The following is a 12,373-nucleotide window of genomic DNA, read 5'->3' as shown; positions in this document are numbered from 1 at the left end:
TTGCGCGCCCATGAAAAAAGGCCCGGGTTTTCACCTGGGCCTTTTGTCGTAGATGGCGCACTCGGCGGGATTCGAACCCACGACCCCTGCCTTCGGAGGGCAGTACTCTATCCAGCTGAGCTACGAGTGCAACGCGGGCGCCATGATACCCATCTGCACCCTTGCCGTCCATCGCCAGTAATGTTGTGTTCGATTCCGAACACTCGCTGGTGCAAAAGTGACGTTGATCTGAAATTTCAGGGTCTGCTAGGCTTTTTGTTCTTTTTTTCGAACACCCTATTGTCCTTTGTTCCCGTTGATCCTAGGATTCGTTTGAGATTTCAAACGCTCTCCTTTTTCTACAAATCAATAATTCGCCCTGTGTTCGCACGGTGCAGTTAAGGAAGCCCGACATGCAGCTCAAAGACGCCCAGTTGTTCCGCCAGCAAGCCTTCGTCAACGGAGAGTGGCTGGACGCGGACAACGGTCAGACGATCCAGGTGACCAACCCGGCCACCGGTGAAGTGCTCGGCACCGTGCCTAAAATGGGCGCCGCCGAAACCCGTCGCGCCATCGAGGCCGCCGACAAGGCCCTGCCGGCCTGGCGCGCACTGACCGCCAAGGAGCGTGCTGGCAAGCTGCGCCGCTGGTTCGAACTGATGATCGAGCACCAGGACGACCTGGCCCGCCTGATGACCTCCGAGCAGGGCAAGCCATTGGCCGAAGCCAAGGGCGAAATCGCCTATGCCGCCTCGTTCATCGAGTGGTTCGCCGAAGAAGCCAAGCGTGTCTATGGCGACACCATCCCGGGCCACCAGCCCGACAAGCGCCTGATCGTGATCAAGCAGCCGATCGGCGTTACCGCGGCCATCACCCCGTGGAACTTCCCGGCTGCGATGATCACCCGCAAGGCCGGCCCGGCCCTGGCCGCTGGCTGCACCATGGTGCTCAAGCCCGCTTCGCAGACCCCGTACTCGGCCCTGGCCCTGGTCGAGCTGGCCACCCGTGCCGGCATCCCGGCTGGCGTGCTGAGCGTGGTCACCGGCAGCGCCGGCGACATCGGCAGCGAACTGACCGGCAACCCGATCGTGCGCAAGCTGTCCTTCACCGGCTCGACCGAAATCGGTCGCCAGCTGATGGCCGAATGCGCCAAGGACATCAAGAAGGTTTCCCTGGAGCTGGGCGGCAACGCTCCGTTCATCGTGTTCGACGACGCCGACCTGGACAAGGCCGTCGAGGGCGCGATCATCTCCAAGTACCGCAACAACGGCCAGACCTGCGTCTGCGCCAACCGTATCTACGTGCAGGACGGCGTCTACGACGTGTTCGCCGAGAAGCTCAAGGCGGCAGTCGCCAAGCTCAAGATCGGCAACGGCCTGGAAGACGGCACCACCACCGGCCCGCTGATCGACGGCAAGGCCGTGGCCAAGGTGCAGGAGCACATCGCTGACGCGGTGAGCAAGGGCGCCAAGGTACTGAGCGGCGGCAAGCTGATCGAAGGCAACTTCTTCGAGCCGACCATCCTCGTCGACGTGCCGAAAAGCGCTGCCGTGGCCAAGGAAGAAACCTTCGGCCCACTGGCTCCGCTGTTCCGCTTCAAGGACGAGGCCGAAGTCATCGCCATGTCCAACGACACCGAATTCGGCCTGGCCTCGTACTTCTATGCCCGTGACATGAGCCGTGTGTTCCGTGTCGCCGAAGCCCTGGAATACGGCATGGTCGGCATCAACACCGGCCTGATCTCCAACGAGGTCGCGCCGTTCGGTGGTATCAAGGCCTCGGGCCTGGGCCGCGAAGGCTCCAAGTACGGCATCGAGGACTACCTCGAAATCAAATACCTGTGCATCAGCGTCTGATCGCAGCGTAAGGCTTTACCTCTGCCAGCGGGGCGCGAGAGCGCCGTCCCGCTGGCCTTTTTTACACCGTGACATCCGGCCGCCTGGGCCCCTGCAGCAGTCGATCAACGCATGCTGCTGCAGTCGAATACCGGCCGCCCCGATCGAATCGCGCCACCTGCGTGTGGCGAAATGAGGACATTATGAGCAAGACCAACGAATCCCTGATGCAACGCCGTGTAGCCGCCGTCCCACGTGGCGTCGGCCAGATCCACCCGATCTTCGCCGAGTCGGCCAGGAACGCCACCGTGACTGACGTCGAAGGCCGCGAGTTCATCGACTTCGCCGGCGGTATCGCGGTACTCAACACCGGTCACGTGCATCCGAAAATCATCGCTGCCGTTGAAGCTCAACTGCACAAGCTGACCCACACCTGCTTCCAGGTACTGGCCTACGAGCCGTATGTCGAAGTGTGCGAAAAGATCAACGCGCTGATCCCGGGTGATTTCGCCAAGAAAACCCTGCTGGTCACCACCGGTTCCGAAGCCGTTGAAAACGCCATCAAGATCGCCCGTGCCGCCACCGGCCGTGCCGGCGTGATCGCCTTCACCGGCGCCTACCACGGTCGCACCATGATGACCCTGGGCCTGACCGGCAAGGTCGTACCGTACTCGGCCGGCATGGGCCTGATGCCAGGCGGCATCTTCCGCGCCATCTACCCGAACGAACTGCACGGTGTGAGCATCGACGACTCGATCGCTTCGATCGAACGCATCTTCAAGAACGACGCCGAAGCCAAGGATATCGCTGCGATCATCCTGGAGCCGGTCCAGGGCGAAGGCGGTTTCTACGTCGCGCCTAAAGAGTTCATGAAGCGTCTGCGCGCCCTGTGCGACCAGCACGGCATCCTGCTGATCGCCGACGAAGTACAGACCGGCGCTGGCCGTACCGGTACCTTCTTCGCCATGGAACAGATGGGCGTCGCGCCTGACCTGACCACCTTCGCCAAATCCATCGCTGGCGGCTTCCCGCTGGCCGGTGTGTGCGGCAAGGCCGAGTACATGGACGCCATCGCTCCAGGCGGCCTGGGCGGCACCTACGCCGGTAGCCCGATCGCCTGCGCCGCGGCCCTGGCCGTGATGGAAGTGTTCGAAGAAGAAAAACTGCTGGACCGCAGCAAGGCAGTCGGCGAGCGTCTGGTCACTGGCCTGCGCAAGATCCAGGACAAGCACCCGATCATCGGTGACGTGCGTGCCCTGGGCTCGATGATCGCGGTCGAGGTGTTCGACAAGGCCGGTTCCCACACCCCTAACCCGACTGCCGTTGCAGCCGTCGTGGCCAAGGCGCGTGACAAGGGCCTGATCCTGCTGTCGTGCGGTACCTACGGCAACGTGCTGCGCATCCTGGTTCCGCTGACCTCGCCTGACGAGCAGCTGGACAAGGGCCTGGCCATCATCGAAGAGTGCTTCGCCGAACTGGCGTAAGTGTGACGCGATAGGAAAAAACCCGCCTCGGCGGGTTTTTTTTCGCCCAAAGCCCGACAAGGGCGCTAAGGTTTGCACAGGAGCTACCTTGGAAGACGCCCTGGATGGCGTGCATCGAGATGTCAGGAGAAGCCCGATGACCGTTTCAAACCCACCCACCGCACCCTGTGTGCTGATTGCCGAAGGCGACCCGTGGGTGCGTGACATGCTCAAGGACATGCTGCTCAGCGTGCGCTGCGATGCCCGCCTGCACGTCTGTGCCAATGGCCACGAGGCGCTGTCCGCGCTGGCCAGCCAACCCGATCTGATCATCGCCGCCCGCGAGCTGCCCGGCATCGACGGCCTGGACCTGCTGCGCAGCGTGCGCGCCAAGCGCCGCAGCTTGCCGTTCATCCTGATCAGCAGCCGCAGCGATGTGGCCAGCGTGCGCGAGGCGCTGCCGCTGGCGCCCACGGCGTACCTGAGCAAGCCGCTCAATGCCGACCTGCTGCGCCAGCGCCTGGAGGAGCAACTGCTTGGTGCCGGCGAGGCGGTGGCCTGCCCGGTGCCGGCATTGCGCCCGGGCATCACCTTGTCGCGGTTTCTCGAAGACCACCGCAGCACCGCCGATGGCGGGCCGTTGCTGGCTGATGTGAAGCAGGCGATCAAGCACGCGCTCAACCCCGAGGGGCTCAACCTCAAGGCACTGGAAGAAGAGATCCGCAACGACCCGCAGATCACCGCGGTGCTGATCGCTGCGGCCAACAGCGCGGCGCTGCATCGTGACGGTGCGGTGCAGACCCTGCTGCAGGCGTTGAACAAGCTGGGCACCACACAGAGCATGAACCTGATCATGGGCCTGGCACTCAAGCGCAGCGCCAGGCTCAGCGACCCGTTGCTGTCACGCCATGCCGAGCATTTCTGGAGCCTGTCGCTGCACACGGCCGAGTATGCCGCCAGCCTGGCGCGGTCGATGGAGCTGGACCAGGAGCGTTGCTACTGTGCCGGCTTGCTGCATTGCCTGGGCGACCTGGCGTTGCTGCGCTGCCTGCAGGAGTGGAGCCTGGCCGGGGGCGAGCTGGACGAGGACGCGGTGCAGTTGTCGTTGAACGAGTATGGCGCTGCGTACGGCTCGGCGCTGCGTACCCGCTGGCGCTTGCCGCTGGAGCTGCGCGAACTGATTGCCTCGGTGTATCAGTTGGGGGGCGGGGTGTACTCGCGGGAGAACCTGATCTTGAACCTGGCCGGGCAGCTGGCGCGGCTGCCGGCCGAGCAGGGCCTGGAGCAGTTGGCCGAGAGCAAGACGGCGCGCCTGCTCAAGGTGGGGTTGGCGCAGCTGGAGCTGCTGCGCAAGGCCTGAGACCGCAATCGCGGGCCAAGCCCGCTCCCACAGGGCCCTGGTAAACCTGTGGGAGCGGGCTTGGCCCGCGATGGGGCCGGCTCAGGCGCCGGACGTTTCAGCCCCTGACAATCTGGTTCTTGCCCTGCCGCTTGGCCTGATACATCGCCGCATCCGCCCGTGCGAACAGGCTGTCGAGCACTTCATCCTCCTCATCGATGCCGGTCAGCCCCTGGCTCACCGTCACCCCGAACACCTGTTCGTCCTGGCTGAAGCTAAGGCGCTGGATCTCGCGCTGCAGACGCTGCGCCACCTGCAGCGCCAGCTCCGGCGTGCACCCGGGAAACACCGCCGCGAACTCTTCGCCGCCAATGCGCCCGAACAGGTCGCCACGGCGCAGCACCGCCTTGCCGCTGTCGGCGATGCGTTGCAGCACCTGATCACCCGTCTGGTGCCCGTAGGTGTCGTTGACCTGCTTGAAGTCATCGATGTCCAGCAGCAGGAACGCCATCGGCGCCTGCTCCTGGCGTGCCTTTTCGAAGGTGTGGTGCGCGCATTCGAAAAAGTGCCGGCGGTTGCTGCTCTGGGTCAGCACGTCGGTGGTAGCCAGGCGCTGCAACTCGCCTTCGAGCTGCTTCTTTTCGGTGATGTCCTCGGCCATGCCGACCACGATCACGCCCTGTGCGCTGTCGGCCTGCTGGTTGATGAAGCACTTGTCGCTGAGCCAGCGCACCTGCCCGTCGGCGGCGATGATGCGGTACTCGCGGTCTTCCACCGCGCCCTTGACCAGCACCTCGGCCAGGCTGCGTTCGGCGTACTCCAGGTCGTCGGGGTAGATGCTGTCGCGCCACTCGTTGTGATCGGCCAGCAGCAGACCGGCCGAGCGCCCGAAAATCCGCTCGTAGGCCGGGCTCACGTACAGCACGCGCCGGGTTTCCCAATCCATGGCCCAGAGCACCGCGTTGACACTGTCCAGCAGCGAGCTGAACAGCTGCTCGCGCTCGCTCAGGCGCGCGACTTCACCCTGGGCATGCAGCAGGGCCAGCAAGGTGTGCGCGGGATGCGACGGTGGGCTGAACGACGGGGACGGCGGGTTCTTGTTGACCATGTGCACGAAGCGTCTCGAAAAGCGGAATCGAAAGGCGAAGGGCGTGCGGCCTGACACGGCCCGCCACGCGGGCGATATGCCAGTCAGAGTGAAATTCGAAGGGAGAGTTCCTCAGGCACGCCCCAGGACGGGGCGCGCCGATCAACGGCGTCAGGCCAGGGCAGGGCGCAGCGAATAGGTCTTGAGCTGTGCGGCGAAGTCGCGCAGCGACTGGATACCGCTGGCCTCGGCCTCGTGTACCCAGTCCTTCATCGCGGCCAGCATGTCGTGGCCGTTGGCACTGGTGCGTGCCCAGATCTGCTGCAGGGCCAGGCGCTTCTCGTAGATGGTCTTGAGTGCCTGGCTGTGCGCCAGCATCGACTCGATGCGCTGGTGGTGGCGGTCTTCGAGCAGGCTCGGCTCACGCGAAAGCAGGCGCTTGGCGCGGCGGAACTGGTGGCGCACCGAGTCGTCCACGCGCATCAGCTCCTGTTTGACCAGCGGCGCGATCACCAGCTTGCGGTACTGCGCCATGATCTGGAAGCGGTTGTTGAGGATCGCCATGGCGGTGTCCATGTCGAGCTGGCCCTTGCCCTCGACGCGGTGCGCGATGGGTGCCACGCGCTGCACCTTGGCCAGGCGCAGCCAGGTGAACAGCTTGATCCACGCCCAGCCCATGTCGAACTCCCAGCGCCTGACCGAAAGCTTGGCCGAGTTGGGGTAGGTGTGGTGGTTGTTGTGCAGCTCTTCGCCGCCGATGATGATGCCCCACGGCACCAGGTTGGTGGCGGCATCGCGGCATTCGAAGTTGCGGTAGCCCACCGCGTGGCCCAGGCCGTTGACCACGCCGGCGGCCCAGAACGGAATCCACATCATCTGCACTGCCCAGATGGTGATGCCGATGGTGCCGAACAGCAGCACGTCGATCAGCGCCATCAGCGCGATGCCGCCCAGCTTGTAGCGCGAGTACAGGTTGCGTTCGATCCAGTCCTCGGGGCAGTTCTTGCCGTAGATGCGCAGGGTCTCGGGGTTCCGCGCCTCTTCGCGGTACAGCTCGGCACCCTTGCGCAGCACCGTGGACAGGCCCTTGATGACCGGGCTGTGCGGGTCGTCGACGGTTTCGCACTTGGCGTGGTGCTTGCGGTGGATGGCGGTCCATTCGCGGGTATTCTGCGCCGTGGTCAGCCACAGCCAGAAGCGGAAGAAGTGCTTGAGCCCGGCATTGAGCTCCAGGGAGCGGTGCGCGGAATAGCGGTGCAGATAAACCGTGACCGCGACGATCGTCACGTGGGTCATCAGCAGGGTGACGGCCAGCAGTTGCCAGGCTGACAGGTCGAGAAAACCGTTGTACCACATAGGCGGGTGGGCCCTCGTAAAGCGAAAGAAACAGCGCAAAGTATTATCCCTACCCTACTAAATAAAACCAGTCGGCGTTTTAGATAGGAGGTCACGGGATATTTCTACCCCTATAATGGCCATCATTTTGCCCTGGGTTCCAGCGACTCTATGTCTGTATCCGTTCGAGACGCCCTGCGTATGTCCGCGCTGTATCTGGTGCTGTCGGTCATGTGGTTGGTGCTGTCTGATCAAATACTGAGCAATCTTTTCGATGATCCCGCCCAGCTGGCACGCTGGGAGCTGATCAACGCCTACGCGTGGATGGGCTGCAGCGCTGCGCTGATCTTCGTGTCGCGCTGGCGCCTGCTCAATTTCATCGGCGTGGGCGCGCGCCTGCGCCGCGAGGACCGCGAGCGCCTGCGCATGGCCGCAGCGGTGTTCGACAGCACCCTCGAAGGGGTGCTGGTGAGCGACCGCGACGGCCTGATCGTGCACGTCAACCGGGCGTTCATGCAGATCACCGGCTACCAGAAGGACGAGGTGCTGGGCCAGCGCCCGAGCAAGTTCAAGTCGGGCCGCCACGACACCGCGTTCTACCAGCAGATATTCGCCACCCTGGCCGAGAAGGGCGAATGGAGCGGCGAAATCTGGAACCGGCGCAAGAATGGCGAGATCTACCCGCAGTGGCAGACCATCTGCGCCATTCACGACGACAGCGGCCAGCTGACCCACTACGTGGCGGTGTTCAGCGACATCAGCGCGATCAAGCACACCGAGCGCGAGCTGGCGCACCTGGTGCACCACGACCCGCTCACCGACCTGCCCAACCGCCTGCTGTTCAACGACCGGGTCAAGCAGACCCTGGCTGCGGCCCAGGCCAACAAGCGCGGCTGTGCCTTGTTGCTGCTGGACCTGGACCACTTCCAGAGCATCAACGACAGCCTCGGCCACAACACCGGCGACCAGTTGCTCAAGGCCGTGAGCGAACGCCTGCTGGCCCAACTGGGCACCGGCATGACCCTGGCGCGGCTGGGCGGCGACGAGTTTGCCGTGCTGTCCGAGAACTGCGCCCAGGTCGGCCAGGCCGCTGCCCTGGCGCAAGGCATCATCGATTGCCTCAAGGAGCCGTTCGAGCTCGACCACCATCGCCTGTTCACCAGCGTCAGCATCGGCATCAGCCTGTTCCCCAGCGATGCGCTGAGCGCCGAGCAATTGCTGCGCAACGCCGACTCGGCGCTGTTCAAGGCCAAGGGCAATGGCCGCTCGGGGTACGCCCTGTACACCGAGGAGCTGACCGCCCATGCCCAGCAGCGGGTCGAGACGGCCGGCGAGCTGCGCCGGGCCTTGGAGCAGCAGGAACTGCGGGTGTACTACCAGCCGGTGCACGACCTGCTGACCGGCGCCATGATCGGCGTCGAGGCACTGGTGCGCTGGCAGCACCCCGAGCGCGGGCTGGTGCCGCCGGGCGAGTTCATTCCGATTGCCGAACGCACCGGGCTGATTGCCGAGATCGACACCTGGGTGATGCGCCAGGCCTGCCAGCAGATGGTGCAGTGGCAGGCCGAGGGCAAGGCCCTGAGGTTTGTCGCGGTCAACGTGTCCAGCCGCCTGTTCGGCAAGCGCAGCCTGTACCAGCTGGTGGCCCAGGTGCTGCACGACACCGGGCTGGACCCGGCGCGGCTGGAGGTCGAGGTGACCGAAAGCGCGGTGATGGAAGACCCCGAGGTGGCGCTGGAGCAGTTGCACCGCCTGCGCGAGCTGGGCCTGCAACTGGCCATCGACGATTTCGGTACCGGTTACTCCTCGCTGCTGCGGCTCAAGCGCCTGCCGGTGCAGAAGCTCAAGATCGACCAGGGCTTCGTGGCGGGCCTGCCCCATGACGATGATGACGTCGCCATCGTGCGGGTGATCATCGCCCTGGCGCGCAGCATGGGCATGCAGATCCAGGCCGAGGGCATCGAAGAGGCCGAGCAGGCGCGCTTCCTGCTGGAGCAGCAGTGCGACATGGGCCAGGGATACTGGTACGGTCGACCGGTGCCTGCGCAGCAACTGCGCTGGTCCTGAGGGCCCTTTCGCGGGGCAAGCCCGCTCCCACAGGGGCCGGTGGAGAACCTTGTGGGAGCGGGCTTGACCCGCGATGGGCTGCAAAGCAGCCCGCCTCTACACTTTTTAGTTATATAAAAATTCTTAAATAGTATTTTTAAGAATATTCCACCCTCTCTAAGATTGCCCTCAAGCCAGGCGCAGTCGTCCCCTTCAGATGCAGCTGCACGGCACCCCTTATTTCCAGGAGCACGAGCATGAGCGCATCTCTGCGTAGCGTTGACGGACAGGACGAAGCCACCATTCTGCGCGAGATCCAGAGCGCATTGCGCGACCTGCGTTTCGGCGCGGTGGAAATCACCGTGCACAACGCCCAGGTCGTGCAGATCGAACGCAAGGAAAAATTCCGCCTGCAGAATCCAGGCAACAAGCCCAGCTGATTCAGCCCTCTAATTAGAAAAAAATACGCCAATCGGGAGCTTCACCATGTCCATCCGCCGTTATGCCCTGGCCGCACTGGCCAGTGCCGTGTTTGCCGGTTCCGCCATCGCCAAGGACTACGAGCTGTTGAACGTGTCCTATGACCCCACCCGCGAGCTGTATCAGCAGTACAACGCCGAATTCATCAAGCACTGGCAGCAGGCGCACCCGGACGACAAGGTCAAGATCCAGCAGTCCCACGGTGGCTCGGGCAAGCAGGGCCGTGCGGTGATCGACGGCCTGCGCGCCGACGTGGTGACCCTGGCCCTGGCCGGCGACATCGACGAAATCGCCAAGCTCGGCAAGACCCTGCCGGAGAACTGGCAGACCCGCCTGCCCGACGCCAGCACCCCGTACACCTCGACCATCGTGTTCCTGGTGCGCAAGGGCAACCCCAAGGGCATCAAGGACTGGGGCGACCTGATTAAGAAGGACGTGTCGGTGATCACGCCCAACCCGAAAACCTCCGGTGGCGCGCGCTGGAACTTCCTCGCCGCCTGGGCCTACGGCCTGAAGGCCGGCGGCAGCGAAGCCAAGGCCCAGGAATACGTGCAGGAGCTGTTCAAGCACGTGCCGGTACTGGACACCGGCGCCCGCGGCTCGACCATCACCTTCGTCAACAACGGTCAGGGCGACGTGCTGCTGGCCTGGGAAAACGAAGCCTTCCTGGCCCTGAAGGAAGACGGTGGCGCCGACAAGTTCGACATCGTCGTGCCGTCGCTGTCGATCCTGGCCGAGCCGCCGGTGGCGGTGGTGGACAAGAACGCCGAGAAAAAGGGCAATACCGCGATCGCCACCGAATACCTCAAGTACCTGTACAGCCCGGCTGGCCAGAAGATCGCCGCCGAGAACTTCTACCGCCCGCGTGACGAGAAGGTCGCTGCCGAATACGCCAAGCAGTTCCCTAAACTCGAACTGGTGACTATCGACAAAGACTTCGGTGGCTGGAAAACTGCGCAGCCCAAGTTCTTCAACGATGGTGGTGTGTTCGACCAGATCTACACGGCGCAGTGATGCGTGGCCGTTAGGATAATCGCCATTCAGTAGCCAGCATGGGCCCGGGATTCGTCTCGGGCTTCGTGCGTTAAACCAGGGACTTCTATGTCGCGTCGTATCTCCCCCGTCATACCCGGCTTCGGGCTGACGCTGGGCTACACCTTGGTGTACCTCAGCCTGATAGTGCTCATACCGCTGGCGGCCATGTTCATCCATGCCGCCCAGCTCACCTGGGACCAGTTCTGGACCATCGTCACCGCACCCCGGGTGCTGGCCGCGCTCAAGCTCAGCTTCAGCACCGCGTTCTATGCGGCGCTGATCAACGGCGTGATCGGCACGCTGCTGGCCTGGGTGCTGGTGCGCTACACCTTCCCAGGGCGCAAGGTCATCGATGCGATGATCGACCTGCCGTTCGCCCTGCCCACCGCGGTGGCTGGCATCGCCCTGACCGCGCTGTATGCGCCGTCCGGTCTGGTGGGCCAGTTCGCCACCGACCTGGGCTTCAAGATCGCCTACACGCCGCTGGGCATCACCCTGGCGCTGACCTTCGTGACCCTGCCGTTCGTGGTGCGCACGGTGCAGCCGGTGCTGGCCGACATCCCGCGCGAGGTCGAAGAGGCCGCCGCGTGCCTGGGGGCCAAGCCGCTGCAGGTGTTCCGCTACGTGCTGGCGCCGGCGCTGCTGCCGGCCTGGCTGACCGGCTTCGCGCTGGCCTTCGCACGGGGTGTGGGCGAGTACGGTTCGGTGATCTTCATCGCCGGCAACATGCCGATGAAGACCGAGATCCTGCCGTTGCTGATCATGGTCAAGCTCGACCAGTACGACTACACCGGCGCCACTGCCATCGGCGTGATGATGCTGGTGGTTTCCTTCATCCTGCTGCTGCTGATCAACCTGTTGCAGCGGCGCATCGAAACCCCGTGAAGGAGGCCTGACCCATGTCTGCATCATCTGTTGGTGTGGCCGCTTCGGCCAACGCTGCCCGCCGTGGCAGCGCGATTTCACGGCGCGTGCTGATCGGCCTCGGCTGGCTGATCTTCGCGCTGTTTCTGCTGCTGCCGCTGTTCATCGTGGTGTCCCAGGGCCTGAAGATGGGCCTGGGCACCTTCTTCGAGGCGATCTTCGAGCCCGACGCGCTGTCGGCGCTCAAGCTCACCCTGATCGCGGTGGCCATCTCGGTGCCGCTGAACCTGGTGTTCGGGGTCAGCGCGGCGTGGTGCGTGAGCAAGTACAGCTTCCCCGGCAAGAGCATCCTGGTGACCCTGATCGACCTGCCGTTCTCGGTGTCGCCGGTGATCGCCGGTCTTGTCTACGTGCTGATGTTCGGTGCCCAGGGCTTCTTCGGCCCGTGGCTGCAGGACCATGACATCCAGATCGTGTTCGCCCTGCCCGGCATCGTGCTGGCGACCATCTTCGTCACCGTGCCGTTCGTGGCGCGCGAGCTGATCCCGCTGATGCAGGAGCAGGGCACCCAGGAAGAGGAGGCTGCACGCCTGCTCGGGGCCAACGGCTGGCAGATGTTCTGGCATGTCACCGTACCCAACATCAAATGGGGCCTGATCTATGGCGTGGTGCTGTGCACGGCGCGCGCGATGGGCGAGTTCGGTGCGGTGTCGGTGGTGTCCGGGCATATTCGCGGGGTGACCAACACCTTGCCGCTGCATGTCGAGATCCTCTACAACGAATACAACCATGTCGCGGCCTTCAGCGTGGCCAGCCTGCTGCTGATCCTGGCGCTCTTCATCCTGCTGCTCAAGCAGTGGAGCGAGTCCCGCATTAACCGCCTGCGCCACAGCGCCGCGGAGGAATAATT

Annotated in this window: 10 protein-coding genes and 1 tRNA gene; 8 read left to right on the top strand and 3 right to left on the bottom strand. The window is 64.1% G+C overall.

Annotated features, from left to right (window positions below):
• Positions 1–53: 53 nt before the first annotated feature.
• Positions 54–130: transfer RNA gene (locus NJH59_RS06430), tRNA-Arg, on the bottom strand.
• A 262-nt stretch (positions 131–392) separates the two neighbouring features.
• On the opposite strand from NJH59_RS06430, the gene gabD reads away from it, so the two are divergent.
• The 3 genes from gabD (at position 393) to NJH59_RS06415 (ending at position 4,637) form a co-directional block, all read left to right on the top strand.
• Positions 393–1,835, top strand: a complete 1,443-nt coding sequence (gene gabD, locus NJH59_RS06425) for an NADP-dependent succinate-semialdehyde dehydrogenase (RefSeq protein ID WP_043861307.1) — start codon at positions 393–395, stop codon at positions 1,833–1,835.
• A gap of 182 nt (positions 1,836–2,017) precedes the next feature.
• A complete protein-coding gene (gene gabT / locus NJH59_RS06420) occupies positions 2,018–3,298 on the top strand; it encodes a 4-aminobutyrate--2-oxoglutarate transaminase (RefSeq protein WP_043861306.1) in 1,281 nt (426 codons plus the stop codon).
• A 136-nt stretch (positions 3,299–3,434) separates the two neighbouring features.
• The gene (locus NJH59_RS06415) at positions 3,435–4,637 is read left to right on the top strand and encodes a response regulator (RefSeq protein ID WP_253086542.1); all 1,203 of its coding nucleotides are present in this window, start codon (positions 3,435–3,437) and stop codon (positions 4,635–4,637) included.
• Between the two features lie 97 nt (positions 4,638–4,734).
• On the opposite strand, the gene NJH59_RS06410 is transcribed toward NJH59_RS06415, so the two are convergent.
• Together NJH59_RS06410 and desA are read right to left on the bottom strand one after the other, a co-directional pair.
• On the bottom strand, positions 4,735–5,724 hold the full coding sequence (locus tag NJH59_RS06410; protein WP_058541701.1) for a sensor domain-containing diguanylate cyclase: 990 nt from the start codon (positions 5,722–5,724) through the stop codon (positions 4,735–4,737).
• Positions 5,725–5,874: 150 nt separating this feature from the next.
• Complete coding sequence (gene desA, locus NJH59_RS06405; RefSeq protein ID WP_253086541.1) at positions 5,875–7,059, bottom strand: delta-9 fatty acid desaturase DesA; 1,185 nt, start codon at positions 7,057–7,059, stop codon at positions 5,875–5,877.
• A gap of 150 nt (positions 7,060–7,209) precedes the next feature.
• Here desA and dibA point away from each other — a divergent pair, with 150 nt between their 5' ends.
• From dibA to cysW, 5 genes are all read left to right on the top strand, one after another.
• Entirely contained in the window at positions 7,210–9,105 is a 1,896-nt protein-coding gene (gene dibA / locus NJH59_RS06400) for a phosphodiesterase DibA (RefSeq protein ID WP_043861302.1), read from the top strand.
• 236 nt (positions 9,106–9,341) lie between these two features.
• Positions 9,342–9,524: a sulfur starvation response protein OscA gene (gene oscA / locus NJH59_RS06395; protein ID WP_007941032.1), complete on the top strand. Its 183-nt coding sequence runs from the start codon at positions 9,342–9,344 to the stop codon at positions 9,522–9,524.
• Positions 9,525–9,570: 46 nt separating this feature from the next.
• A complete protein-coding gene (locus tag NJH59_RS06390) occupies positions 9,571–10,578 on the top strand; it encodes a sulfate ABC transporter substrate-binding protein (protein WP_043861301.1) in 1,008 nt (335 codons plus the stop codon).
• A gap of 87 nt (positions 10,579–10,665) precedes the next feature.
• Positions 10,666–11,484 (top strand): sulfate ABC transporter permease subunit CysT, encoded by an 819-nt coding sequence (gene cysT, locus NJH59_RS06385; RefSeq protein ID WP_043859898.1) that lies wholly within the window; start codon positions 10,666–10,668, stop codon positions 11,482–11,484.
• Between the two features lie 14 nt (positions 11,485–11,498).
• Positions 11,499–12,371, top strand: coding sequence for a sulfate ABC transporter permease subunit CysW (cysW, locus tag NJH59_RS06380; protein ID WP_043859899.1), 873 nt, complete (start codon positions 11,499–11,501; stop codon positions 12,369–12,371).
• The last annotated feature ends 2 nt before the right edge of the window (positions 12,372–12,373 follow it).

The sequence above is a fragment of the Pseudomonas sp. VE 267-6A genome (genome assembly GCF_024126555.1).
Classification (GTDB): domain Bacteria; phylum Pseudomonadota; class Gammaproteobacteria; order Pseudomonadales; family Pseudomonadaceae; genus Aquipseudomonas; species Aquipseudomonas palmensis.
The sequence above is the reverse complement of the archived record's forward strand: the minus strand, read 5'-3'. Positions and strand labels throughout refer to the sequence as shown.